Genomic DNA, 24,394 nt, shown 5'->3' on the forward strand with positions numbered 1-24,394 from the left:
TATTATCTTAACATTCTGTTTTTCTTAAAAATGATTCAACGCTGCGCTCATATCTGAAACACTTATACCTTGAGGTAGCGACATGAGCCGATAGAAGCGTAATCGATATCGGGCATTTGCTTCATTATGATACAAGCGAAACGAAATTTACTGCTTTTTGTTAGGTAGTCACGGAATGATTGTCGGACATCTTTATGCTTGATCGCTCTGTAAATGTGGGGCATCGCAAGCTTACGTTCTTGGGGCGTAAACTGTTGCCAATGGGATAAGGCCAAAGTCGCGATTTTCAAGTTGACCTGAGGTACAAAAGGGCCTTTTTGATCAGCTTTGCGTAGGTAGAGTTCACGGCTTTCACCTTGCATTTGAGTTTCTAGCGTTGCCAAGTTGACCCAAGTGTTCGGCCAGTTTGGCCTCAGTTCTGCGCTGTTAAGATAGGCGCTTTTCGCTAACTTCAAGTAAGCCTCTTTATCAAGGCTATCACTGATGTAAGCTTTCCACTCGTACACTTTTCCTTGTAAGTCGAAATAGTGCGGATGCGATGGATGATGTGTGAGGCCTGCGCTGATAAGTTTTTCAGCACTTTTTATGTCGCTGAATGAGGGCTTTTTGTTGGACGCATTCCATTGCTCAATCTGGTTCGATACCGCTTTGGCGTAGAGTGACGCTACGCCAAAGTGATAGGATAGGTAAAGAACACAGATGGCGGAAAATGCCAGTCCTAGTTTGAATAATGAAGCTGCTGCTCGCTTTCTCATTACACGTTCTCGACCCCGTAATAAGACTGATATTGTTTGTATCCGCTGTACGCTGATGCCTTCTTTACGTTAAGTTTGTTGAGAATGACACCGTCGATTCTAGTCCCTTGCTGGGCCAGCTTTCCTACCACATCGCGTACCGTCTTGGTTCGAGTATGAGACGCATTAATCACGATAACCGCAGAATCAACATAGCGAGACAGCATAAATGCGTCGCTAACCGCGAGACAAGGAGGGGTATCAATGATGATACGATCGTATTTCGTTTTTAGCTGCTCAATAAAATCGGTAAACCCTGAAGAGGAAATCAGTTCAAGAGGATTATTGGTGTATGTGCCAGCAGCAAGTACATTCAGCTCTGATTCTTCATCCCTATATATGCAATCCTCTATGACGTGAGTTTTGGTTAGGATATTTGTGACTCCAGGTTGTGCTGACGGTAGACCAAAGCGGCGAGCAACAGCGGGTTTCCTCAAATCGCAGTCGATTAACAATGTCTTTTCCATCTGGGCAAGAGAAAGAGCAAGGTTGAGCGCCGATGTTGTTTTGCCTTCGTCAGGTTGTGATGAAGTCACCATGAGGACAGAGCTCGATTTATTCGAGTTTGCCAGCAAGTACCCAGTACGGACTGTTCGTATGGCTTCTGTTAACTGGCGATTGCGCTCATCGAAATAGGCTTTGCCATCTAACGGTCGCTTAGTTTTTAGTGACGGTACAATACCAAGGATCTCCAGAGAGAGTTGTTTGGAGACTTGCTTAATATCTGTGAACGTATCGTTGACCGCATCAGCGACAAACGCCATCACACAACCAAAACTTAGCGATGCCAAAAATGCTAGGATTACAATCATCTTGCGATTTGGCTTACTTGGCGCAAGTGGAGGGCTAGCATAGTCAGTAAAGCGCGCAATATTGGCATTAAAATCACTTGATGCACTGGTTTCTTTCTGACGACTTAAGAATAAATCAAACAGCTCTCGGTTGGTTTGTACTTCCCGTTTAAGCTCTGAATACTTGGCGTTTTTAACCGTCAGGTCCTGAAATTCAACTTTGCGGTTTTCGAGTTCGCTGCGGATCGTCTTTTCGGCTTGTTTTGCTGCTTTGAGTTCATTGTTGATGCCATTTAGAAGCTGGTTTAACTCCGAACTGAGATTTTTCTTCACGGACTCTAACTCAGCCATCGCCGCTTTGAGTTTTGGGTGCTTAGGGCCGTAACGTTTCGAAAGCTCGGAGACTTTCCGCTCTGCTTGAACTTCCGCTACTTTAACATCACGAATCGTCGGGTGATTGGAAATCTCTGGGACGGAAGCGAGGGCAGATAGTTGACTGGAGTCAGATTTATAGTTTCTGGCAACCTGATACAAGGTTTCCGAGGCGACACGTCTATCACGGGCTTTGTTAAGCTGAGAGGTGAGTTCTGCCAGCTCTTGAGAAGCAAGGCTTTCAACGCCTTGAATATCAACCAATCCTTCGGCTTGTAAGAAAGCTTGCAGTTGTGCTTCGGATTGACGTAATTTTTCGCGTAAATCGCCAATACGCTCATTTAGCCAGCTTGACGCCTGCTGAGTGACCTCAATTTTCGCTTCAATATTGCTGTCCATGAAAACGCGTCCGATTTCATTCGCAATTTGCGCAGATAGCTCAGGGTCTTTGCTGGTATAAGAGATTTGTACTAGCTGAGTTTTTCGAATTGGATTGATGGCCAAACCACGTTTGAATTTGTATAAAACCAGCTTGTTTCGCGCGTACTCAGACTTGCCAATATCTTGTTCTGGAAGGGACTTCCTAAATGCTTGTAACACAGGAAACCACTCAATCAAACGGTCTTTTAAAGAAGCTTCAGTCTTCTCTTTAGAGCGAGGATCAAATTCTGGATGGTTGGCGAGGTCCAAACGACGGATGACTTCTTCAGAGACGCGATCAGATTTGAGAATCTCAATCTGTGTTAAATAATATTCTTGGCTTTTGGTATCCAAGCCGTAAAAGTCTTCTATCGAGATAATATTGGCTTGTTGGGACTCAATCAACAAAGTCGCTCTGGCGGTATATTTTGACGGCAGAGACAAGACAACCAGCACTGTGATGGCCGTTACCAATAAAGCGAAAATAGCAATGCGCCACTTATAGTTAAGTAGCACTTTGAAATATTGGCGGATATCAATGAGCTCTTCTTTGCTCACCGGAGGATTCTGGGTATTTTCCATAATATTCAATTAAAAGAAGCTTTCTTCCACGGTGATGATGTCACCTGGTTGGATTCGATGAAGTAGGGAAACACGGGCCGGTTTTGCGTTAGGCTGATCGCTGGACGAAACAAAAATTTTGGTTTTTGAAGCGCGCTCAGTAAAACCTCCAGCTATGGTAATCGCTTGATTGACCGTTAGCCCGGGATGAAATGGATAGCCGCCTGAAGTCATGACTTCACCATTGATAAAGTAAGGACGATACTCAACCACACTGACGTAAACATTTGGATTGACCAAATAGCCATCCAGTAAACCATCATGGATCGATTCCTTTACCTCTCGAAGCGTACGGCCCTTGAGTGCAATACTGCCTAAGAAAGGATAATCCATTGAACCGCTGTCGCTAACGCGAGTTTCGAGTGACAGTTCAGGTTCATCATAAACCTGAACTTTGATCAGATCGCCAACACCAAGATGATACAGATCATCATTAGCGATAACTTGAAATGAAAGGCACAGCAGAAGAATTGAAAATAGACACTTCATGAGCTTACATCACACCTTCGACCGAGAAATAATACACGGATTGGTTATAGCTAAAGTTGGTTAGATTTGAATCACGTGATTCGTAAGACACACCGCCTTTGAATGTCAGCCAGCGGCGAAAGTCATAATCGAGGTAAACACTGGCTTTCGACGTGTCGTCTTTTCGCACGCTGTCTGTATAGTCCTCAGACAGATAGGAAAGTTCTGCGTGGGTAGAGACAATTTGTGACCAGTTATGTGACCAATTTGCATTGTAAATGGAGTTGTCGATCGCACCGCCCAAGCCATTCGGGTCTGTCGACTTACGACTGGTTTTAAACTCCACAGCTGAATAGCTTCTCAACATATAAGCAACGTCAATATCCCAAGAGAATGAGTTAAAACTCTCTCGTTGTGGTGCGTCAAAATCCTTGTTCTGATAGCCCAGTTTAACGCTCCCACGAAGTTTACCTGTCGCATCCCATGATGTACCTAGATAAATGAAATGGTGCAGGCTATCACGTTCGCTAGAGCCCAATGCGACTTCGTTGTAGCTTCGGTCATTGACGGCGTATTGAGCTAATAAAGCAGTTTTTGGCAACGCCTTGTAGAAGAATGCGGTGCTGAATCGACCTTCATCCCAATCCTGATAGCGAGTGACGTCTCGGTTATTTTTGTACGACAAATCACCCCAGCCCAAATTGGTCTCAATTTGGCCTTTTGCTTCAGTGCTGCCATAGCGATAGCCAATATTGAACGAGTTTGAGACATATTTGTTGTAGTCTAGGTTGGTCGTCGTATCATTATCACCACGATTTTCGTGCGTTTTGGCTACGCTATAGCGTAGGTCGAGTGCATTTCTCGAATTGACTTCCCAATAACTCGTAAGATCAAGAAAATGATCGGTATAGTTGTCACGTTGAGAGCTGAAGAATTCACCGCGTTGAATGCGATAGCCTAAGTTGTGTTTTTGCTTGCCATTTTCCAGTTCAAAGCCCACGCCAGGTTCATAGACTGCAAACCAAGAGCTGGTTTCATTGAACTCTTCTTTAGCGACGTTGTTGTTATGGCCGCTGTAGAGGTTCAGATAAGGTACGATTGCGATGCCTGATTCGGTTTCAATCGGCACTGGTGTTGGGGCCGCATGGGCTGAATAAGCAACCACAAGCGTCAGCACTGAGCTAGTGGATGAGATGAATGTGTTGAATCTATTCATAATAAAATCATGTCCATGACTTAATAGGCGTTTTTGCCAACAAAACCTTTGAAAACAGTGAGGAAAACGATCTTAAGGTCGAACCATAGTGACCATCTGTGGATATAGTCGAGATCGAATTGGACACGCTTTTCCATCTTGTCGATGGTATTAGTTTCACCACGCCAACCGTTAACCTGAGCCCAGCCTGTGATGCCAGGTTTTACCTTGTGACGTAACATGTAACGGTTAACAATTGTTCGGTATTCTTCGTTGTGCGCCACTGCGTGAGGGCGCGGCCCAACGATAGACATTCGGCCTTGGAGTACATTAATAAACTGTGGCAATTCATCCAGTGATGTTCGGCGTATAAAGGCACCAAATTTGGTCACTCTAGGGTCATTCTTTGTGGCTTGAGCAACTTTTTCACCGTTGTCCATCACCTTCATACTGCGAAACTTCCACACTTTGATTGGCTTGCCATCCAAGCCATATCTGAGCTGTTTGAATACAATCGGTCCTGGAGAAGAGATTTTAACTCCGATAGCAACAGCAAGAAGTATCGGGCTTATCAAGATGAGTATCAGGCTGCTTAGAACAAGGTCTTCTAAACGCTTAAGCCAGGTAGATAAACCATTAAATGGCGTGTCGAATATGCTGAAAGCGTTTACATCACCAATGGTATACCAGCGAGAATGAAGCAAGTTAAAGGTAAAAAAGTCTGGTACAACGTAGGTATTAACAGTGCTGTCCGAAAAGGCTTCTAAGATATCTGAAATACGCTTTTGTGCCTGCATAGGTAACGCGATATAGATGTTTTGTACTTCACCGTTTTTGGCCAACGCGATTGCATCTTTAATTGTGCCCAATATAGGTAGGTCGCTGGACAGTCTTTTCGGTTCTCTATCATCATAAAAACCAGTGAGTTGTATCCCCAACTCTGGATGGCTATTCAAGTTTTTCGATAATTCTAAACCTTGAGGAGTTAAGCCAATGATGGCTGCTTTCTTTGTATGCACACCGCGTTGATGAAGATAATAAAGGGCCGTAAACGCAAAAGCCCGCCATATAAGTAAGGCGGCAAAAGTGGAAACGATCCAACACCCTATGATCAGTCTTGAGAAGTCTGGACCCGTTTTTGAAAAATAACTGAGTAACGTAAGCCCGCCAACGGTCGAGAACCAACAGAACGAAGTGTAAAGCGCAAGTGAACGAAGTTTTGCGGTGCGCCAGTGGCTGTATATATCTAAGCTTTCAGCGATGAAAGAGTAGATGATGACCCCCATCAATCCCGCAGAGACGTAACCTAAGGTAACAGTATGGGCGTTAGCTTTTATCGCAATATACAACGCACCTAATATTACCAAACAGTCAATCAAACGATAAAAGATTTTACCGTGATAATTGGTAATACGTATCCTTCCTCGTTCACTCATTGTGAGCTCCTGAAATACATGTAATTTCCGTAGGGTTTTATTTGAAAATAGCAAGGCGCATTTTTATAACATCTTTATATAGGTTGCAATGATATAAGGTGGCTCAATATTAAGACTGGTGGCGTATTTTCTGTGAACAAGAAAATTTCTAAATTATTCCTAATAAATAGCGACTTAGATAGTGATTGGATTGTTTGTTTGAGCGCGTACTCTTTGTACTATTGAATAGATTTATCTCATTTATATTTTCTATTTATCTGGTTTTCTCAAAATAGAAACAGTTGTCGGTTTTGGGTTTCTTATATATAAGAACGCTCAGCTTTTGCTATTTACTTTATTTTATTCTTGTGAGTTGGCTTTGAGGTGGCTGACATGAGTCTGAGAAGAGGTTAGGTAGACAAGAGCTCTTGTGAGTGCCCTTGTCTGAAGGAAAGCTATTATTTTTGATGTCTGGCCACAAAGGTGTGAGCAGCATATTCAACAGTGGATTTTAGTTGTTCGCTACTTGCCGGTGGTTGGTGACCTAACAATTGTGGCCAAAATACGATCGCCTTGATGCTGCCTATAAATTGCTCGATGGCCATCGGTATATCGTCGATTTCAAGCACACCGGCATCAATTCCTTCTTGAGCCCATTGATTCAAACCGTAGGAATCTTCGATAGCTGCAAACTGCTTCATCAACAGTTGTGACGTATGAGAACAACGAATGCACTCGGCCATAACCAAGCGCGCAGTCATTTGGAAATCTTCTGTGTTGATGTAACACATTTTATTGACTGTGATGTCAACGAGCTGCTCTATAACTGAAACAGAAGGTTCAAATTTAAGCTCACATTGTTCATCAAAGCGACACATTAGCTTTCCTACAATGACTTCAAATAGCGCATCCTTGTTTGGGTAGTATTTGTATAACGTGCGTTTGGAAACTCCCGCGTGTTTGGAAATACCTTCCATACTGGCTTGCTCAAAGCCTTTTTGAGAAAAAACTTCAATGGCGGATCTGATGATATCTTCTTGTTTTATATCGCTTCGTTTAATCATGCACGTATCTCAAAGTACTTAAAGTAAACGATGGTGTTTACTTTTAATGCTGCAGTGACTAAAGTATACACCATCGTTTACTTTCTTGGGTAGCCAGTAGGTCATGAAAATGAGCAATATGATCAAAGCATCGGTAATTTCAGCACTCGGTGTTATGGGGTTCAGTCAACTCCTTAAAGCAAAGAGTGACGTTGAGTTGCAACAAAGCGAAAGCTTAAGAGCTGAACGCATTGTAAACTCAAAACAGTTTCAGGATGGTAAGGCCATAGTTCGAATGCCTAACGTGCCAAGCCCCGAAAGTATGTCTGCGGTCATGTGGAAGTTTTTCTTTGAAAGAAAATCATTAAAGCCCAGTTCTAGCTTGCCTCATGCGTCTATTGATACTGAGAAGTTGGCTCGGCGTAGCGAAGAAATACGGGTGACCTGGCTAGGCCATTCAAGCCTTTTCATTGATATCGATCGTACACGAATTCTGATTGATCCTGTGTTTGAATATGCTTCACCTTGGATTGCGAAGAAACTATTTTCTCGCAACGTCAAAGCGCCGATCGAGCGTAATGAATTGCCTCTTCCAGATGCCATCGTTATCTCTCATGATCACTACGATCATTTGGAAGAATCGACTATCCGCTATTATGCCGATAAAGAGGTGGTGTTTATGGTGCCACTCGCAGTCGGTAGGCACCTTGAACGCTGGGGAGTGAGCCCAGATAAAATTAAAGAACTTGATTGGTGGGAATCGACATCTATCAATGGTGTGATATTAACTGCAACTCCTGCTAATCATAACTCCGGAAGAACAGGCTTTGATTCAAATAGCACGCTTTGGGCTTCTTGGTCTATTAAGGGGCAATCTGGATCGCTTTTTTACAGTGGAGATTCTGCTTATGATTCACATTTTAAAGAAATAGGTGACAGACTGGGGCCTTTTGACATGGCATTTATTGAAGTTGCGGCGAATGTGAAGAATGGCAGCGGTTTCCCAGTTGAGAACTGGGGTCACATGCAAGCTCGTCATACGATGCAAGCCTTTATTGATTTAGGAGCGGAAAAGCTCTTCCCAGTGCATTGGTCTACTTTTGAACTGTTTGCTCACAAGTGGGATGAACCTATGATGGATCTTATCGAAGAAGCGAATGGTCAAGGCGCAAATTTAGTCACTCCCATGGTTGGAGAGACATTAGAGCTTAATCACGACATCAGTACATCATTCTGGTGGGAAAACTTTGAAGAAAGGGTCGCTAAAAGGGGCTTTAGTTTGCAAAATAACACGCTATAACTATCTAAATTTTATTGCTATTTACATGAGAGCCCACTGATTATGGGCTTTTTTATTAATTGTATAACTAACACTGTCTTTTGGGCTGAAAATTAATATACTCGATCGAACGCATATGCAACAAGCCGATCAGTTAAGGAGTGTGCCAATGGACAAAGAACAGAGTTTATTTCAATGGCAAAGGGTTAAGCGTTTCAACTTTTCTGTATGGACGGTACTGATTGGTGTACTTATCGCGAGAACCAGTTACTTTATGGCTTGGCCATTTTTGATTGTTTTCCTTTATCGGGATTATGGAACGTCCGCAATCGAGGTAGGCTCAATGCTTGCGGCTTCAGCTTTAATAGGTTCGATTACTGGCCTCTATTCAGGGTATCTTTCAGATAAGTTTGGTCGAAAGTGGTTGATGTCGATTGGCTGTATCATTGCTTTTTTTGCATACAATGGCATTGCGTTAGCCAGTGACGTTTGGCATTTCTACATTTTGATTCTGTTCACAGGTCTAATGCAGCCGCTGATTGATGGACCTGCTAAAGCAGTATTGGGGGATTCTCTGGATGATTTAAAAGACAGAGAACTTGCGCTCAATGCGCGTTATTTCTTACTCAATATTGGTGGTGCGATAGGGCCGCTTGCCGGAGTTACTTTAGCGCTCTCCAATCCTCAAAACCTGTTTATGGTGACGGGGTTTACTCATCTAGTTTACTGTTTTTGGATTCTATTCGGTATTGAAAGAAAAGGTAAATTTAAACAACCGGATCGTTCTCAGCTACCTAACTTTCGTCAAACCCTTAAAGTGATCAGCCAGGATAGAATCTTTGTGTTACTGATGGTAGCGAATCTGATGTTGATGTTTGTATACGCACAGCTAGAATCGTCAGTACCTCAAGTGATAGTGAGAAGTGGCATTGAGGATTCGGCTACTTTGATCGCTATGCTGCTGTTTATCAATACAGCAACGATTGTTCTGTTTCAGTTTCCTTTGCTTAAACTGATGGAGAAACTACCGCTTTTTACACGTACTCGTATAGGGATGATTCTGATAGCGATTGGGCAATTGGCTTTCATTGTGTCACCAAAAGATGTCGCTATGGGTTGGGCTGTCGCTAGTTTTATCATCAGTTTAGGAGAAGTGGTAACCTTTCCAACCATCAACGTTCAAATTGACCGCCTTGCGCCATCACATTTACGTGGCTCGTATTTTGGTGCAACCGCCCTGTATACATTAGGTTTTGCTTTTGGGCCTTTGCTTGGTGGTATGATGATCGAATGGTTAGGCGCTAATTGGTTGTTTAGCTTCTGTTTTATCGTATGTATCTCAATGATCTGGCTCTATTGGCATGCGGAGCATGCTAACGATCCCATCGAAAGGGAGCCCATAGTTCAATCATGATGAAAAAATACCCCTCACTGTGTGAGGGGTAGCCGTCATCATTAACGAGAATACTAATTGGCTTAAATACAACGCCTTACGAGAGCTGCTGTCCAATAACAATACAAAAATAATGGCTTAATGGTTACCCTATAATTAGGGTTGATTTAGATAACTAGTGACGTAAACAGTAAGTGGATTGAGAAAATGTTATCGAGTTCAAATAATGACCTCTCAATTAAAAGAGACTCAGATATAAAATCCGATTTTGAGTATTTGAAGAGAACGGTCAATATCGACCTGTTTAGCTTATATATTGAAACTCGTTCAAGTGTTTCAGTGATGTCAAATTTACCTTACTACGTCAAAGAGAGTTATCGCAATGAAGGTTGGTCAGATTTAGATCCAATGATTAACAATCATCATCACGGCCTTTTCATGTGTAGAGAAACAAGAAATGACAAAGAAACTGCTTTTAATGATGTAATTAATGATAAGTTTGGTATTAATAATTTGTATGCAAGAGCGTCTACACTCGGGTCAGTGAAAATATCCTATGTGGTGGGCAGCTTTAGTCAAAGAGATACTTTTATATATCGCAATGCTATTGATGATAAAGTAATTGGTTTTTCGAAGGAAATGATTAATAAATATATATCAGATTTATCATTAACCAACGATGATATAAAATTTTCAGGCATGGTTTTGAACCCAATGGCGGTTCAAAAGACACTTTTTAGCGACAAACAGATTCAAAAGCCGAACTATGGTGAGTTAGCATGCTTGTCGTTGGCTAAAGATGGACTGAGTGCAGAGGAAATATCAAAGCTAACAGGATACAAGCTATCAACAGTTCATAGTAACCTAAAGAATGTAAGAGAAAAACTTATTGCTAACAAGACTATTGACGCCGCCGTGAAAGCAATAAGCTTGGGTTGGATATCTTAGTGTCTATCTAGGTCTATCTTTTTAACCACTTTAATCTTTTTGAAATCTTCTAATATACTTTGTATGCCATTGAGAGTTACCTCTCGAAACTGTTCAAAATGCTTTTGATTGTCAACAGGCTTCCAAGGAACTGTAATAATACAGGAAATAAGCTTACTGTCAGATACAAAAGAAAAACAAAATAAATTGTAAAATCCGTGTGATTCCATTTTCGCAATATACTTTGAATAATAATCACCAAGGAAATTAGGGAAACGAACCTTTGTCTGTTCAACCTCTGCATAGTCAAAGGTATCGTCTATATGTTGATATTCCTTAGAGTAATAAATTTCTTTATATTTATCCGGCATATTCGATATGACATCACTAGTGTTGCTATCATTAATTCGAATAGAAATATAAATGTCCTCAATACCCAATGAAGCATTGATCTGCTCGGTTATCGTCTTAGTCATGATCGTCTCTAGTAAATGGTGACCACAGTGATTTGTATAACTTAGGTTATCAAGTCATAGGTTAAACATCAGTGTGTGAATCTTCGCCTGCAATTGGTGGCTCAAACTTTAGAGTTTGAGTCGGGTAGGCGATGTCAGCGTCATGCTGGTGGATGATAGACATTATTTTTAATAGAACATCTTCTTTGACTTCATGGTAGCGAATCCAGTTAACAGTTTTGGTAAAGGTATACACCAGCATTTGCAGTGATGATGGGCCAAATGCATTGAAATTGACGATAAGCGTTTGTTTGGTGTCAATATCTGGGTGATTTCTCAACATTGCTTTGATCTCTTTTACGATTTGAGCAACCTTTTCGCCATCATCGTAGCGAACGCCAATGGTCTCTTTAATTCTTCGGTTTAGCATTCGTGATGGGTTTTCAACGACTATGCTACTAAAGACGGAGTTAGGGACATATAACGGACGTTTGTCAAACGTACGGATAATCGTCATTCGCCACCCGATACGTTCTACTGTGCCTTCTATCTGGCGATCTGGAGAGCGGATCCAGTCTCCGACTTTAAACGGGCGGTCGAAGTAAATCATCATACCGCCAAAGAAGTTGGAGAGAAGGTCTTTGGCGGCTAAACCGACAACCAAGCCGCCAACACCACCAAAGGTGAGTAAGCCTGATAGACTGAGGCCAAAGGCCTGCATGATGGTCAGAACACCTATGATGATAAAGAATAATCTTGAGACTTTAGCGATGGCCTGAACGGTGGTTTCATCACGAGATTTCTGTTTTAAAACATACTCTTCCACATTGTTAATCAGTCGCATAGTGATCCAGACAAAGATCGCGATCACTAACAGAAGTTTTAGCGTACCCAGCCAGTTCTGCTTTGAGCCCATGTAGTCTTGTAAGATGAACCCGAGCGAAATTGTCGCAGGCCAACACCAAATCAATGTACTGATGGGTGTTTTGAGGGCGTGTAAAGTCAGATCGTCCCAGTAGAACTGGGTTTTGTTGACGAGAATCTCTAGCCGGCCGTAGATAATGCGCCATGCGATCCAAGCAACCAAACTTGCGGCAGTGATGAACAGAACGTTGGTATCCCAGCTTTGCAGGGCAGTGACAAGGTTCTGTGGCAGTAAAGCAACTAACTCATTCATTTATTGGGTCTTACTGTTAAAATTATGGAGATAAGTATAAGGGCTTGTCGGCATGCAAACTACCGACATTGTCGTATAAGCTTGATTTGTCTTCACGACTAGATGACTACAAAGTCGTTAATCAAACAGTGGCCTGTTTATTTTTTGTTACTGAAGTGTTCAGACAACGCAGCTCGACGATTTTTGGCGGAGCCGCCACCACCCATATCTACGGTGTCTTCGTAACCTGCTTTGATAAAGCGCTGAGTTGGGCTGTTAGGCTCCAAGCGGCGAAGTTGCGGTGATTTAAACGTACCAGCGATTTGGTAAATCGAAATACCCCCGCCAGTGGTTACAGTGATGACCTTGCCATCAAAATCGAAAGTGGTCGTGATCAGACGGTCATTGCGATAGACGCCTCGTTCGTTAAAGGTAAGAACCTCAGTATTGTATCCGGGCGTGCCTATCTCTATCCAGCGTCCATAGACATTTTTCGGATGAACGTAATCGTTATAGCTGAAGAAAAGAAGGGCCGCGAAAGCGACCGCCAATGTCACGAATAGCGTTGCGAAGGACAGTTTTAGAAAAGCTTCTTTTTGCATGTAAGAGCGCTTTCTCAACTTAGGTGCATTGGTCGTTTTATTTAACGCCACATTAAACTGCTCTGATCAGCGAAACCAATACTAAAGTTTACCTTTATTTCGTCCGCTATGGTGTAAGAGTTTAGTTATTGATCTTCATTATCAATGATAAATTTGATCTTCAGCCCAAAAAATGCACGGTCAATTTGAGTCAATGTAAGGTTTCACCAGTGCCTTAACATTCACTCTCGTATTCAATCTTGCCGCTAGTAAGTATAGCCCGCCAATCTTACGATGGAGAAACAGTGCGTCTGCTGGAGGGGTATGCCAGTAGTTTTCTTCCATGCTTAACACGGTTCCAGCTTCCCTCAATCGCGTTGATAAATCACTATTGCCAAAATCGTAATCACCCTCGTATAACATCGGCTCGCAAGCCTGTGTGACTAAATTCAGAATGGCGTTTTTTTGTTCGGCTTTGATGTCTTGGCTAAAGAAGCCAATTTGTGCCAGTGCGGAGTCCAGCGCTTGATTGTCTCCTTGGATCACGGCTTTAAAGGCGTGACGGTATCCCTCGCTGATGACGTTGCTGTATGTTCTGGTTGCCCCAAAGTCCAGTAAGGCAATTTGCTTACTCTCAGAGAGATACAAGTAGTTAGCGAAATTGGGGTCGGTTTGAACAAGTTTGAACTCAAACAGCTCACGAAACAAGAGAGACAGCAAAGCGGTCATGACTTCGTCGCGAGTGGTTTGGTTGTGTTCAGAGAGTGTCTCGATAGGCTGACCCTCAAGGTACGACATCGCCAGTATGGTTTCGGAGCTGATGTCTTGGTAAACCCTAGGGACAACAAAACGGCAATCATCGGCGAGATGATGTCGATACGTTTCGAGCAGCGTTGCCTCCCGAGTATAATTGGCTTCGTCGTGCAGCTGGGCTTTTGCTTGGGTTAATAGGCCACCTATATCGACATTTTTGGGTATTAGGCCGACCACGTTGAGCAGTGTGGCGACATTATCGACATCGCTATCAATACTTTGTTTAATGCCTGGGTACTGAACTTTGACAGCCAGCGGCTCACCTGCGTCTGTATGTGCAAAGTGAACTTGTCCGATGGAGGCACTGGCTATAGGTTTGAAATTGAAAGAGAGAAATCGAGATTTCCAATCGCTACCTAAGCCGTCAGTCATGACTTGACCGAGTTGTTTTGCCAACATGGGATTCGCGTCTGAACGCAGACGAGCTAGAATATCAGCCAATTCGGGTGACAGAATATCACCAGCATCCATTGACAACATTTGGCCTACTTTCATTGCGGCACCGCGGAGATGGGCAAGTTGATCGGCCAAGCGCTTAATATTTTTAGGTGTCAGCAGCAGCTCCTGTTTGGTGAGCTTATTGCCTTTCAACCATTGTTTTGTTCCCTCGGCAACGACATTGGAACCAACTTTTGTTGCCAGTGAAGCTATCTGACCAAAACGAGATATTCTGTTGGTAGGGATCTTGGATTCTTCCTTAGACATCGAGCATTCTCCTAGCTTTTGGATGTTTATACGGCAACCCACTGTTTTTATATCACTTTGTAAATGCATCGCCTAGCATGTAAAACCGTTCAGGACTTGATTGGGCCGAATCAATCCGATAAAAACAACAACTAGATAACGAAAACAACGCGCAATTTTCATGGAGGATACATGATTCAAGCAAACTGCTATTTTGAAGGAAATGTTCAGTCGTTAGGTTTTGAGCAGCAAGGCGATAAATCAAGTGTAGGTGTGATGGCCCCTGGAGAGTACACTTTTGAAACCGCTGCACCAGAATGTATGACGGTAGTGAAAGGCAGTTTGACGGTTAAACGTGCAGGCGATGAGGTTTGGACGACCTATTCGCAAGGAGAGTCGTTTGACGTCGCAGGAGACTCGTCTTTTGATCTCCAAGTATCGGTCGCTACTGCGTATCTGTGTGAGTATTTATAGACCCCCGATTTCAGCCTACTGTGGCGTGTACAGGGTGTACACGTCATAGCTACCATCGCTAAATGAGATGTGAATTGGGCTCGGATCGTTACTGCTCTCGTTTACAGCGTCTTTTTTCATTGAGTACCATTTTCCCTGAAAACTGGTTAGCCAACCCTAAAAACTTGGCAAACACTTTGCTTAAATTAATCATTGAAATGCTGTAAATCTCAGCTAATTTTATAGCTTAGTAGATAAACGGTTCGGAAATCCCGAATGATTGCTAAGTAATAAATAAATTTATCATTTACATGGTTGACTATACTTAAATTATGGCAGAACCGCTTCGAGAGGAGGTCGATGATGGCTGTTGTACCCAAACAGAGAGACCCAAATGCTCGTTACGATCCAAATCAAGAGCTTACTGCTGAGCAGTTACACCGATTTGGTAAAGTAGCGAATAAAGCGCAAGCTCGGCGTGACCAAATGGCACAGCGCCGAACACTGTCCACCGCTGCAAAAGCAGCAAAAGACACGGCGATGAAACCTATTGTTGTGCCCAAGAAAGACAAACCAAACTCTGCTCGTTATGCTGCTTGGATGTTAGTTGTGATGGCTTTCTGTTTGTGGCTAATGTTTATGACCCGCTAAACTTATTTATCGGTGTCACCTTCTCCGTGTCGGAAACGTCGAGCGAGGTGACTGCGCCCGCACCAGAATGTTCACCTTGATAATAGCGGTATTGGTTTTTTCCACCGTGTTTCGCTGCGTACATGGCTTTATCGGCACAGCGCGTTAATTCTGGCAGTGAATCACCATCCTCAGGGAAAATGGCTACGCCGACGCTAACTGTCAGTTTATTGATCCTTTCTGTGCTCTGATAGCTATCTTCGAACAGATGGCAGATACGATCTAATATACCGTTAAGGTCTTTAGTGCTACGCACATCATAAAGTAACAAAACGAATTCATCGCCAGCGTAGCGAGCGATAGAATAATCATGTTTCTTTGTTTTTCTATCCTTAGAGCGGATGTTGTTTTTTAATCGCTTGGCAAAGTGTTGAAGCACACGATCGCCCACCTCATGCCCATAGGTATCATTGATGGTTTTGAAGTTGTCGATATCAAGAAACACCATTGCGGTAATTGCTTGGCTATCACTCACTTCAGCCAGTTTTTCCAAAGCCCAGTTTTCGAAGCTCCAGCGATTCGCAAGGCCAGTCAGTTGATCACGATAAGCAAGGTCTTCGATCCCTTCTTTGTAAAGAGATTGAATGTAATTGACTACTTTGGCGTAAAAATATGACGATGTATTGCAAAGCAAGCACAGCGCAAACAGGCTAAGCAGAAACCGATCGACCGATAGATTTACGGGTATTGGGATAACGTTGGTGAACAGGCAGGCTAACGCCGTCAGGACGTAAAACGTTCCGCTGAGTAATAGGCCTGCGCGGAACTCGCAGACAAAAATCACTGCAGTTAAAATGGGATAAAGCCAGAGAAGGCGATCTGATATGTTAGCTCCGTACAGCAGTAGCATCGTGGCGTGAAACAATAAAACACCTGAAAGTATCAGTTCAGAGGCATTTGTTGTCGGATTAAGTTTCAAATACCACAGATTGACGCTCAAAATACCCACACACAGTAGGTTTAGCGCAGCGAACCAGTAGTTTTGGTCAGCAATATGGACGACCCCGTAGTAGACCAGCACAACCAACGAAATGAGCGAACATAGAAGTACCGCTTTGCTCTTCCGAGCTGAGCGTAGGTCGGCCATCTCTTCTAAATGTTGTCCTGCAAATCCCGCCATTTATCCCTTTGCCTCAAGATTTATAATTAGGCTATTAAAGTCTAGAAGAAAAAATACAGGCTGGACTAAGGTATTAGAAAAAGAAATTTAGCAATATCAATCAATTATATGTATTCTGTTGCTCATGTGAGCAACGGCAAATCGCTGTGTTTGAACGTAGGTGCTTAGATAAGTTACTGTAATTAATAATCAAACCTTGTTCTTGTTAATGGTTTTATCATTTTAACCTTATGAGTAATTTGACAAAAATAATGTATCTCAAGCACTCCTTATAATAAAACGTTCTATAAAACGACTAACAGCTGAACTCTTTGCGTAGCCAGTTTCGCAGAGTAAGAACGTGTTCATTTTTGAGTTTTTCTCGCTGACACGCGAAATAAAAATCTTGATGTGGATTCAGGACGGGTTCACCAACTTCGACCAATGACCCATGCAATACATCGTCACGGATGAACTGGCGGTGAGTGACAAAAACACCCAGTTTGCGGATAGTGGCTTGGACTGCCTGTATAGAGGCTGAAAAACGCAGATTGTTTACCGAGTTGGGTTCTGGCAATTGGAGGCTCTGACACCAAACCTGCCAATCGTACTTTCGCCTGTCATTGGCGGCAATAATGGCGGGATAGTGTTCGAGAAGATACTCTGGTGTGGTGTCTGTATCCACCAGCTCTGGGCTAGCCACCATCACGAGTTCATCACGCGCCAACAGTTCACAATAGTAGTCTGGCCAGTCATCGGTTCTACCATGAATAATGGCCACATCGACTCCTTCGCTTTCCATCACAAAACTGCCAATCAAATTCGAAATTCGAATATCCAGATGAGGCGCAAATAGATTGAAGCGATTCACTCGCGGTATCCACCAATGCATCGCCAATGAGTTGACCATGTTGAGAGTTAATCGCTGGCTTTGTTTCTCATCAATGAGCTGTTGTGTTGCTGTGACGATTTGTTCTATCGCTGGAGCCACTTGTTTGTAATACCTTCGGCCTGCAGCGTTAAGAACGACGTTACGTCCAGCTCGTAGAAACAGAGCCTGACCAATTTGGGTTTCGAGTGATTTAATCGCTTGGCTAACAGCGGAGTGACTGACGCTCAACTGATGGGCGGCTTCCGTCATACTGCCTGTTTCGGCGACAGCAATGAAGGAGTAGATGGATTTGAGTGGTGCTAGTTTCTTCATATGTAAGTTTTTCTTACTCAACCTGTAAATATTACTCGTTTTTTATTTCAGCGTCGAACTCCTACACTGAGTGACAAATAGGGAGGAGTTATGCCAAATCAGTTGTACCCAGTTTTATTCATGTTGTCTTCAACATTCAGTTTGTCACTAACGGGACTGTTTTCCAAATTTCTCAGCGAGCATTTTGATGCTAACTTGCTCAGCTTTCTGCGCTTTATTCTGCCTGCTATGGTGCTTATTTTGATGTTTATTGGCAAGGAAGTAAGATGGCCTGATCGAAGCGAACAAGTGCCTTTGTGGATAAGAGCTCTGTGTATCGGTGCGTGCCAGGTCTGTTTTATCTACTCACTTCAACATCTGACACTGGTAGAAAGTGTGGTGTTGTTTGGTACGGGGCCACTGTTTATTCCCGTGTTAGAAAAGCTAATATTTTCAACTCGAATTCGCCCGGTAAACGTTCTCGGACTGTTAAGTACGTTTGTTGGTGTAGTTTTGCTCGCTGGGGACGTCAGTGGTTTTAGTTTCAGGGGGGAATTGTTAGTGGGTCTTGCCGCTGGTGTTTTTAATGCCGGCTCTCAACTCAGCCTCTATCGTATTAGTAAAAGTCGGCTGAATGCATTTGAAATCAATTTGTGGACGTTTCTTTTCGCCTCAGTTGTTATCATGCCTTTGCTCGCGTTTAGTTTGGTGAACGATCATGTTATGTACCAGGCGTCAAACACAAGTCCTTGGCTTATCGTTACTGTTCTAGGGATTTTGGCCTTACTGATTATTAATACGCAAGTGTTTCGCTCCAAAGCTTATAAGCTTGCTGAATCAGGCTCCCAACTAGCGCCTTTGATTTTTACCAACTTACTCTTCACCGCAGTTTGGCAGGTGATGTTTTATGACGAACGATACAGTGCATACCAAGTTCTTGGCTTGAGCTTGATTATTGTGGCCAACATTGTCTGTGTACTGCTACCTAAGTGGTTACAAAGCAAAAGCTTTAAAGTTGCCTGAATAATCAGTAAAGCATCCTGAAAGTCAGGTTAATCCTCTCATCTTTTTGTTGGCGTGTTTTAGGTATACTGTGTTTCCAGTAGTGCTGCATTTCACCGGCCATGATCAGCAAGCTACCGTGGGATAGCTCTAGTTTATGGTTTTGACCTGTTTGGTTATGTTTGAGTATAAATCTGCGTGTGGCACCTAAGCTAAGTGATGCGATAGTAGGGTTGGATCCGAGCTCGGGCTCATTGTCTTGATGTGCACCCATGGAGTCTTGTCCGTCACGGTACAAGTTGATCAGCACTGAGTTGAACGTTTGGTTGGCTATTTTTTCACATCGAGATTTGATCGCGTTCAGCCTACTATCCATTGGCATTGGAGGCATGGTTAGGCCGGAGTAAGTGTATGATTTGTCGCCATACCACGCCTGTAGACGTGGTTGCATCACTGCTCGACCAAACAGTTGGATTTGTTGTTGTGACCAAGGCGTATTTCGCTTGAGGCCTAACATTAAAGCGTCCGCTTCTGCCCGCGACATGAAATCTTGGATCCACAGCAAACGACCGTTAGGCAGGTCTATCCATCTCTGATCAAAAGGTAAGGCGTCAAACAAATCCAATATTCATCCTCTTATTGATTATTTCAACTTTAATCGATAAAAATTCAGTTAAGTTAATGTAGTTTTTATATAAATGCTAAAATAGCAGCCATAATGACAATTATATACCTCTAACGAGCTAGGTATAGAGGTAGAAATGCTCATCGGTCTTGCAAACGTTATTTTTTGATGAGCTTATGTGGGGGTGGAATGAAATATCGCTTTAGCAATCGGTGGTCAGTGTTCTTGCTGGCTTTTACAATGTTATCTTTCGCTGTCGGACTTATCGAGTCGATTGACCGCAGTCAGAAGAGTTTTTTGAGAGATAGCTTGTTGGACCGTGCTAAGGAAGAGTTGTCTATCGTTCGCTCAGAGCTGGAGTCCGCCATCGTGTACGACATCTTTGCTGTTGACGACATATCGGCGTTGGTCGCGTCCAATCCGAATTTCGAATATTCAGGTTGGGATTTGCTTGCATCCAGCATTATGCGTAAAGCGAATCACGTGACTGTCATCGGTTTAGCACCTGACGATGTCATCAAATACATCTATCCATTGGAGGGTAATGAGAAAGCACTCGGTCTTGATTACCGGACCGTACCTAGCCAATGGCGGACGATAAAAAAAGCGCGCGCGGTGCAGGAAATCTTTATCGCTGGCCCTGTCAATTTGGTTCAGGGGGGAAGGGCATTGGTAGCGCGCATACCGATATTTACCGATCCGCTCTATAACCGCGATTACTGGGGAGTCTGTAGCGTCGTCATCTCACTAGAAACCTTATTCGCAGACGCAGGTGTTGAAGCGTTTTCCTTTAAATACAATTTTGCCATGCGCGGAACAAATAGTTCAGGGGCGAATGGAGCGGTTTTCTATGGGGTACAGAAGACATTTGATGATGCTTTCGCAACCGAAACCGTGCATTTCCCATACGGAAGTTGGAGAATCGCGGCTTCTACTAAGGATGATTTACTCCAACACAGTGAGTGGTACAGAGTCCATGCCGTTCGCTTGCTCGGTTATCCTATGGTCATTGCTTTGCTGATGGCTTTTTGGGCTATTTTCCGTCTCTATCAAGCAGCAGACCGGCTTGCCCTCCATGACGAGTTAACGTCGTTACCTAACCGACGTTATTTCATGTATACCCTCCAAGCACATTTTGATGCCATCTCAGATTCTTTCAAAGGTGAGGCATTTGCGATCCTCAATGTTGACCTTGATAAGTTTAAGTTAGTCAATGATACCTATGGTCACGCGGCAGGGGACAAGGTATTAATCGCCGTGGCGGAGAGGATCAAAAGCGTACTCCGAGCCTCGGATGTTGTGGCCCGAATAGGTGGCGATGAGTTCTTAATTATGCTGCCAAGAATGTCCTCTAGCGAAGATGTTGATGTGATAAACATTGAACTGCAGAAAGCCATTTGCCATCAGCCAGTCATCTTTGAACAGCACCTGATCGATATTCAAGTCAGCATTGGTTTTGCCCTATACCGCCCAGAGTTTAAAGATGTTGATGAGATGCTCAAGCTTGCTGATATCAGAATGTACGAAGAGAAACGGCGACAAGCTTAGCCTAGCGGATCTTAGTCACGAATCTTTGAATGTGTCTCGGCGCTTATTCACGTTTCGTGCTATAGACAATATTATAAGGTCATGATTCAGAGGGATAAAGATGCGGGATTTGAGCCAATGGTTAAGCGATTATGGCGAAAGCCATCAAAATCTAGTCAATCAGAAAATCCATAAAGTGGCGGTACCGGGCATTTTTCTATCCATTGTCGGCTTAATTTGGTCAATTCCACCGATATCTTTGTTGGGTTACACCCTCAACTGGGTGTGGGTTGCTATGTTACCTGTGATGGTTTTCTACTTTAAACTGTCGCTGAGTGTGTTTCTTATGATGCTCGGTTTTACACTCGCGTGTATTTCTTTGATTTGGTCGTTAGAGATCCTTCAGGCCCCTGTTTTGCTCGTCTCGCTCGTCTTGTTTGCCGTATTGTGGATGCTACAGTTCATTGGGCATAAGATCGAAGGCAAAAAACCGTCGTTCTTTGACGATCTTTTCTTTCTTCTGATTGGCCCTGTCTGGGTATTTCGCCAGAAATAGCATTTCTCTCACCGAACTGAATTAGGTGACATCCCTAATCAAGCACTAGCTATTCATCCCACTGCGAAATTCAATGTGATTGATGTACCGATACCATCTTTAGCAACTTACTATTTTCTGAAGGGGGGCAGGTCGGGTAATCGGCGATGACACCCGCGGTTTATTAAGACGATACTCGCCGACTAAAGCGACTGAATTCAGTGGGGAAATTGTTGTGTACTTGCAAATTGCAATAGTTTGATATTCGCATTTTGCAATTGAATGCGATTTGAAAATGGATTATGCGTGTAGTTTTCATGCATCTGATGCAGAAATGAGCAAAAACAAGCGTTTTTATTGATAAATAAAGTTGGCACACTTAATGCTTTATAGAGATTGACCCTTAATAAGCCGAGGGTCACCTAGCCAACTGACGTTGTTAGTGAACCTTATTTTTGTTCACATTCATATATAGCCAATCACGCTCATTGTGATTGGCTTTTTTTCTTTTTAGGTTGTGAAAATCACATCGGCACCTTGTCCTGACAGCCATTGTAGCAGCTCGGTTTTCTCGGGCAGACCGCTCCTCTTGAGCAGATAACTCTGGCATCACTTTGAATACCACGCTCTATCCAATTAATGTTCAAAATTTTTGCTATTGTGGTGAACTCTTTCTGTATATGTCTAGGAATAGACGCACTGCCTCCGTTATCGACACATAAAGACTTGAGTTCCTCAGCTATACGTCGAGAGTCTCCCCCCTGAGCATCGATCGCTGGGTTTAAATCGATGCCAGCACAGAGAACCCGGTTATTCCCCGCAGGGTCTGTCATGTTGACGGATTCACAGCAGTAGATCCTTGGCTCATCACCGACGTTAAGGATGGAGATTTGCGCTGAGCTACCACTCTGCGGCTCCGACAGTCTTCTAAACACTGCCCAGTGCTGACAAGGGTCGTTCACTTTGCGCATGTTTCCCCACGGCAGGGGGATCCCATTACCTCGATATACGGCTTTTAACTTGTTCTGGCCATAGGCATCAAAGTAGTGCCAGTGTGGGTAAGGTGAGACCACAGTCATGCGGCGCATGGCAACAGAAGGGGAGACGCCCGCCTTGAGGTGAACATCAATCTCATAGCCACTGCGATCGAGAAGCTGCCTGAATGGAACTTTTGGACACAAAAGAGCACCAGCGAAAAAACTGGATTCAAAATCTCGCCAAGCTTGCAATATATCCTGAGAGTTCAGATCTGAGCTGGGGGCGGTTTGGTGATGTTCTTCCCAGCTATTGGTGTGACCAACCGATAGGACGCTCTTTAATCCCTCTTTACTGTGCAGGACACAGTGACCTATATAGACAGCCAAATCGTATTTTAAGCGGGTTGGGTATTGTTTTAAAATCTCATTTAAATAGATAAAGCCAGGCGGTTCGAAGAAAGAAGTCACGATTTGTTTAGCGCTCATGCCAAGCTCATCGACAATATCTTGCGGTGGACGTGACACCCAGCGAATGGTTAACCCCATGCTACGTGCAATATCCATAAGATCTTCAGCAGATAAGTTGAGCCGCTTTAATCCCACTTCTTCTGCCGCACGTTCCAGATCAGGAAAATGGTTTTGGTTGCTTTCCTGATGGGCACGGATCAATAAATGGGCAAACTGGCGTCCAGTAATTCCGGTCTGAGAGAGCATTTCTGGAATGGCGATTTGTAAAATCTCATTCGAGAATAGAAAGCTGGGTTCAAGGGCCATTCCACTGATGCCACCTCTGTTTCCTTTATCGGGCGTGATATCTGCTTGCTCGGGCTCATCATCCAGAAACCATGTCGGGTCTTTCTGGAATACTTCGGCAATGACTTCCAACATATCAATGCTTGGTACACGCTTGCCCCGCTCAATCATAGACAGGTAGGAAACGGAAGGAGCGTATTCTGGGTTGACCCGAATGCATCGCGCTGACAGATCTTCCATTGTCAGATGGTTGCGTTTCCTCAGGTTTCGAATCTTAGTCCCTAAAAAGTGGGACTGACGGATTAGACTTTTTGACAGCATCATTTTGTAAAATTCACATTGTAAAATTTTTGTTGTGAAATTGTAGTTAAAAATTCACTAGTATACAAAGTAAGCAAAGTCACAAAACTGCAATCAGTTAAACGCAAGTTTGAAATATTTGCTCTAGGACAGGAAAGTTGTGAAATATCCGCGAGGGAAACACTATGAATATGCTTACTTTCGATAAAACAGACATCCAAAAACAAGACAAGCCATTTATCGCTGAAGCAGTCTTCGCGGTAGAAAATATGAATGCTAATCACACCATTGAAAAGCAAGTAAAGGCGAAACAATTGTTAGATCGCTTGTTCCCGCTTGAGAGTGGATCACACAAAGACGTGACCGCCTACGTTATCGACTATCGTCACGTGATGGCGTATTTCAAAGATGGCAGCCACAGTGGTTTGAAGCATCCTAAACATTTTGTTGCTTACACTGGTGAAAAAGAGAACCCAGAATCCATCCTATTCCGAGATGGTACAGGTAGCCATGTTGAGCTGACATTTGGTAAGCACAAAGGGACAGGCTGTGTCGAGCTGATAGACATTGAAGATATCCAACTGGAAACCTGCACCATGTTTCCCCAAGACAGCAGTGAGATTTCTGCAATGCGACACTGGATCAGCTTGGTCAAAGGGGATGAAAAAGGCAAACCTCGTGCCTGTACTGAGCAGAAAGAGTATACCGCGAAAAATGGTGACGACTATGACTTAGAGTGTTGCTATACGCTAACTCGCTAATCTGACTATAATTAATTCTATTGACAAGGGCTCCGCGTTAGGCGGGGCCTTTATTGTATCTGACGTTCTGTAAATTTATGAA

At 43.4% G+C, this 24,394-nt stretch carries 23 protein-coding genes; 9 read left to right on the forward strand and 14 right to left on the reverse strand.

Translation table 11 applies throughout. The features are described 5' to 3' along the window. Positions 1 to 62: 62 nt before the first annotated feature. From OH455_RS06935 to OH455_RS06960, 6 genes are all read right to left on the reverse strand, one after another. Positions 63 to 755 carry a VpsP family polysaccharide biosynthesis protein gene (locus OH455_RS06935; protein ID WP_269980857.1) on the reverse strand — a complete coding sequence of 231 codons (693 nt, stop codon included), beginning with the start codon at positions 753 to 755 and terminating at the stop codon, positions 63 to 65. Further along, positions 755 to 2,959 (reverse strand): exopolysaccharide regulatory tyrosine autokinase VpsO, encoded by a 2,205-nt coding sequence (gene vpsO / locus OH455_RS06940; RefSeq protein ID WP_269980858.1) that lies wholly within the window; start codon positions 2,957 to 2,959, stop codon positions 755 to 757. Before vpsO ends, OH455_RS06935 begins: the two co-directional genes overlap by 1 nt. A gap of 9 nt (positions 2,960 to 2,968) precedes the next feature. Then, positions 2,969 to 3,487: a polysaccharide biosynthesis/export family protein gene (gene vpsN / locus OH455_RS06945; protein WP_206371870.1), complete on the reverse strand. Its 519-nt coding sequence runs from the start codon at positions 3,485 to 3,487 to the stop codon at positions 2,969 to 2,971. A gap of 4 nt (positions 3,488 to 3,491) precedes the next feature. After that, positions 3,492 to 4,682 (reverse strand): outer membrane beta-barrel protein, encoded by a 1,191-nt coding sequence (locus OH455_RS06950; protein ID WP_219349046.1) that lies wholly within the window; start codon positions 4,680 to 4,682, stop codon positions 3,492 to 3,494. A 20-nt stretch (positions 4,683 to 4,702) separates the two neighbouring features. Beyond that, positions 4,703 to 6,097, reverse strand: coding sequence for an exopolysaccharide biosynthesis glycosyltransferase VpsL (vpsL, locus tag OH455_RS06955; protein ID WP_045975722.1), 1,395 nt, complete (start codon positions 6,095 to 6,097; stop codon positions 4,703 to 4,705). A gap of 437 nt (positions 6,098 to 6,534) precedes the next feature. Continuing rightward, a complete protein-coding gene (locus OH455_RS06960; protein ID WP_045975721.1) occupies positions 6,535 to 7,140 on the reverse strand; it encodes a TetR/AcrR family transcriptional regulator in 606 nt (201 codons plus the stop codon). A gap of 109 nt (positions 7,141 to 7,249) precedes the next feature. On the opposite strand from OH455_RS06960, the gene OH455_RS06965 reads away from it, so the two are divergent. The 3 genes from OH455_RS06965 to OH455_RS06975 all read left to right on the forward strand — a co-directional run bounded on the left by OH455_RS06965 (position 7,250) and on the right by OH455_RS06975 (position 10,739). Beyond that, a complete protein-coding gene (locus OH455_RS06965; protein WP_269980859.1) occupies positions 7,250 to 8,419 on the forward strand; it encodes an MBL fold metallo-hydrolase in 1,170 nt (389 codons plus the stop codon). 148 nt (positions 8,420 to 8,567) lie between these two features. Further along, positions 8,568 to 9,812 carry an MDR family MFS transporter gene (locus OH455_RS06970; protein ID WP_269980860.1) on the forward strand — a complete coding sequence of 415 codons (1,245 nt, stop codon included), beginning with the start codon at positions 8,568 to 8,570 and terminating at the stop codon, positions 9,810 to 9,812. 186 nt (positions 9,813 to 9,998) lie between these two features. Next, positions 9,999 to 10,739, forward strand: coding sequence for a helix-turn-helix transcriptional regulator (locus OH455_RS06975; protein ID WP_269980861.1), 741 nt, complete (start codon positions 9,999 to 10,001; stop codon positions 10,737 to 10,739). Here OH455_RS06975 and OH455_RS06980 read toward each other — a convergent pair. The 4 genes from OH455_RS06980 to OH455_RS06995 all read right to left on the reverse strand — a co-directional run bounded on the left by OH455_RS06980 (position 10,736) and on the right by OH455_RS06995 (position 14,428). Beyond that, entirely contained in the window at positions 10,736 to 11,194 is a 459-nt protein-coding gene (locus OH455_RS06980; RefSeq protein WP_269980862.1) for a hypothetical protein, read from the reverse strand. The two genes, OH455_RS06975 and OH455_RS06980, sit on opposite strands and share 4 nt — an antisense overlap. A gap of 61 nt (positions 11,195 to 11,255) precedes the next feature. Next, entirely contained in the window at positions 11,256 to 12,350 is a 1,095-nt protein-coding gene (locus tag OH455_RS06985; RefSeq protein ID WP_045975716.1) for a mechanosensitive ion channel family protein, read from the reverse strand. A gap of 137 nt (positions 12,351 to 12,487) precedes the next feature. Beyond that, positions 12,488 to 12,931 carry a DUF2850 domain-containing protein gene (locus tag OH455_RS06990; RefSeq protein WP_269980883.1) on the reverse strand — a complete coding sequence of 148 codons (444 nt, stop codon included), beginning with the start codon at positions 12,929 to 12,931 and terminating at the stop codon, positions 12,488 to 12,490. Positions 12,932 to 13,111: 180 nt separating this feature from the next. Beyond that, positions 13,112 to 14,428 (reverse strand): ABC1 kinase family protein, encoded by a 1,317-nt coding sequence (locus OH455_RS06995; protein WP_269980863.1) that lies wholly within the window; start codon positions 14,426 to 14,428, stop codon positions 13,112 to 13,114. A 171-nt stretch (positions 14,429 to 14,599) separates the two neighbouring features. Here OH455_RS06995 and ppnP point away from each other — a divergent pair, with 171 nt between their 5' ends. Together ppnP and OH455_RS07005 are read left to right on the forward strand one after the other, a co-directional pair. Then, positions 14,600 to 14,881: a pyrimidine/purine nucleoside phosphorylase gene (gene ppnP, locus OH455_RS07000; protein ID WP_269980864.1), complete on the forward strand. Its 282-nt coding sequence runs from the start codon at positions 14,600 to 14,602 to the stop codon at positions 14,879 to 14,881. Between the two features lie 342 nt (positions 14,882 to 15,223). Continuing rightward, positions 15,224 to 15,511 carry a hypothetical protein gene (locus OH455_RS07005; protein WP_269980884.1) on the forward strand — a complete coding sequence of 96 codons (288 nt, stop codon included), beginning with the start codon at positions 15,224 to 15,226 and terminating at the stop codon, positions 15,509 to 15,511. On the opposite strand, the gene OH455_RS07010 is transcribed toward OH455_RS07005, so the two are convergent. Further along, entirely contained in the window at positions 15,498 to 16,670 is a 1,173-nt protein-coding gene (locus OH455_RS07010) for a GGDEF domain-containing protein (RefSeq protein WP_269980865.1), read from the reverse strand. The genes OH455_RS07005 and OH455_RS07010 overlap by 14 nt on opposite strands. 295 nt (positions 16,671 to 16,965) lie before the next feature. Further along, on the reverse strand, positions 16,966 to 17,853 hold the full coding sequence (locus OH455_RS07015) for a LysR substrate-binding domain-containing protein (protein ID WP_269980866.1): 888 nt from the start codon (positions 17,851 to 17,853) through the stop codon (positions 16,966 to 16,968). Between the two features lie 90 nt (positions 17,854 to 17,943). On the opposite strand from OH455_RS07015, the gene OH455_RS07020 reads away from it, so the two are divergent. Further along, entirely contained in the window at positions 17,944 to 18,855 is a 912-nt protein-coding gene (locus tag OH455_RS07020; protein ID WP_269980867.1) for a DMT family transporter, read from the forward strand. A 4-nt stretch (positions 18,856 to 18,859) separates the two neighbouring features. Here the strand turns inward: OH455_RS07020 and OH455_RS07025 are convergent, their stop codons facing one another. Further along, complete coding sequence (locus tag OH455_RS07025; RefSeq protein WP_269980868.1) at positions 18,860 to 19,459, reverse strand: alpha-ketoglutarate-dependent dioxygenase AlkB family protein; 600 nt, start codon at positions 19,457 to 19,459, stop codon at positions 18,860 to 18,862. Positions 19,460 to 19,648: 189 nt separating this feature from the next. On the opposite strand from OH455_RS07025, the gene OH455_RS07030 reads away from it, so the two are divergent. Next, on the forward strand, positions 19,649 to 21,007 hold the full coding sequence (locus tag OH455_RS07030; RefSeq protein ID WP_269980869.1) for a diguanylate cyclase: 1,359 nt from the start codon (positions 19,649 to 19,651) through the stop codon (positions 21,005 to 21,007). Between the two features lie 100 nt (positions 21,008 to 21,107). Beyond that, on the forward strand, positions 21,108 to 21,542 hold the full coding sequence (locus OH455_RS07035) for an Mpo1 family 2-hydroxy fatty acid dioxygenase (protein WP_269980870.1): 435 nt from the start codon (positions 21,108 to 21,110) through the stop codon (positions 21,540 to 21,542). A 503-nt stretch (positions 21,543 to 22,045) separates the two neighbouring features. Here OH455_RS07035 and OH455_RS07040 read toward each other — a convergent pair. Next, positions 22,046 to 23,575 (reverse strand): DUF3612 domain-containing protein, encoded by a 1,530-nt coding sequence (locus OH455_RS07040; protein WP_045975706.1) that lies wholly within the window; start codon positions 23,573 to 23,575, stop codon positions 22,046 to 22,048. A 161-nt stretch (positions 23,576 to 23,736) separates the two neighbouring features. Here OH455_RS07040 and OH455_RS07045 point away from each other — a divergent pair, with 161 nt between their 5' ends. Beyond that, positions 23,737 to 24,312, forward strand: a complete 576-nt coding sequence (locus OH455_RS07045; RefSeq protein WP_206371888.1) for a hypothetical protein — start codon at positions 23,737 to 23,739, stop codon at positions 24,310 to 24,312. The last annotated feature ends 82 nt before the right edge of the window (positions 24,313 to 24,394 follow it).

It is taken from the genome of Vibrio sp. T11.5, from assembly GCF_027587155.1.
In the GTDB taxonomy this organism is placed as follows: domain Bacteria; phylum Pseudomonadota; class Gammaproteobacteria; order Enterobacterales; family Vibrionaceae; genus Vibrio; species Vibrio neptunius.

Excerpts from the sequence above, each read along its gene's own strand:
- OH455_RS07015 (WP_269980866.1), bottom strand. The coding sequence starts at position 17,853 with ATGAAGAAACTAGCACCACTCAAATCCATCTACTCCTTCATTGCTGTC.
- OH455_RS06965 (WP_269980859.1), top strand. The coding sequence starts at position 7,250 with ATGAGCAATATGATCAAAGCATCGGTAATTTCAGCACTCGGTGTTATG.
- OH455_RS06960 (WP_045975721.1), bottom strand. The coding sequence starts at position 7,140 with ATGATTAAACGAAGCGATATAAAACAAGAAGATATCATCAGATCCGCC.
- OH455_RS06970 (WP_269980860.1), top strand. The coding sequence starts at position 8,568 with ATGGACAAAGAACAGAGTTTATTTCAATGGCAAAGGGTTAAGCGTTTC.
- OH455_RS06950 (WP_219349046.1), bottom strand. The coding sequence starts at position 4,682 with ATGAATAGATTCAACACATTCATCTCATCCACTAGCTCAGTGCTGACG.
- OH455_RS07035 (WP_269980870.1), top strand. The coding sequence starts at position 21,108 with ATGCGGGATTTGAGCCAATGGTTAAGCGATTATGGCGAAAGCCATCAA.
- OH455_RS06975 (WP_269980861.1), top strand. The coding sequence starts at position 9,999 with ATGTTATCGAGTTCAAATAATGACCTCTCAATTAAAAGAGACTCAGAT.
- OH455_RS07040 (WP_045975706.1), bottom strand. The coding sequence starts at position 23,575 with ATGATGCTGTCAAAAAGTCTAATCCGTCAGTCCCACTTTTTAGGGACT.
- vpsN (WP_206371870.1), bottom strand. The coding sequence starts at position 3,487 with ATGAAGTGTCTATTTTCAATTCTTCTGCTGTGCCTTTCATTTCAAGTT.
- OH455_RS06995 (WP_269980863.1), bottom strand. The coding sequence starts at position 14,428 with ATGTCTAAGGAAGAATCCAAGATCCCTACCAACAGAATATCTCGTTTT.
- OH455_RS06935 (WP_269980857.1), bottom strand. The coding sequence starts at position 755 with ATGAGAAAGCGAGCAGCAGCTTCATTATTCAAACTAGGACTGGCATTT.
- OH455_RS06985 (WP_045975716.1), bottom strand. The coding sequence starts at position 12,350 with ATGAATGAGTTAGTTGCTTTACTGCCACAGAACCTTGTCACTGCCCTG.
- OH455_RS06990 (WP_269980883.1), bottom strand. The coding sequence starts at position 12,931 with ATGCAAAAAGAAGCTTTTCTAAAACTGTCCTTCGCAACGCTATTCGTG.
- OH455_RS07045 (WP_206371888.1), top strand. The coding sequence starts at position 23,737 with ATGAATATGCTTACTTTCGATAAAACAGACATCCAAAAACAAGACAAG.
- OH455_RS07030 (WP_269980869.1), top strand. The coding sequence starts at position 19,649 with ATGAAATATCGCTTTAGCAATCGGTGGTCAGTGTTCTTGCTGGCTTTT.
- OH455_RS06980 (WP_269980862.1), bottom strand. The coding sequence starts at position 11,194 with ATGACTAAGACGATAACCGAGCAGATCAATGCTTCATTGGGTATTGAG.
- OH455_RS07010 (WP_269980865.1), bottom strand. The coding sequence starts at position 16,670 with ATGGCGGGATTTGCAGGACAACATTTAGAAGAGATGGCCGACCTACGC.
- ppnP (WP_269980864.1), top strand. The coding sequence starts at position 14,600 with ATGATTCAAGCAAACTGCTATTTTGAAGGAAATGTTCAGTCGTTAGGT.
- vpsL (WP_045975722.1), bottom strand. The coding sequence starts at position 6,097 with ATGAGTGAACGAGGAAGGATACGTATTACCAATTATCACGGTAAAATC.
- OH455_RS07020 (WP_269980867.1), top strand. The coding sequence starts at position 17,944 with ATGCCAAATCAGTTGTACCCAGTTTTATTCATGTTGTCTTCAACATTC.
- vpsO (WP_269980858.1), bottom strand. The coding sequence starts at position 2,959 with ATGGAAAATACCCAGAATCCTCCGGTGAGCAAAGAAGAGCTCATTGAT.
- OH455_RS07005 (WP_269980884.1), top strand. The coding sequence starts at position 15,224 with ATGGCTGTTGTACCCAAACAGAGAGACCCAAATGCTCGTTACGATCCA.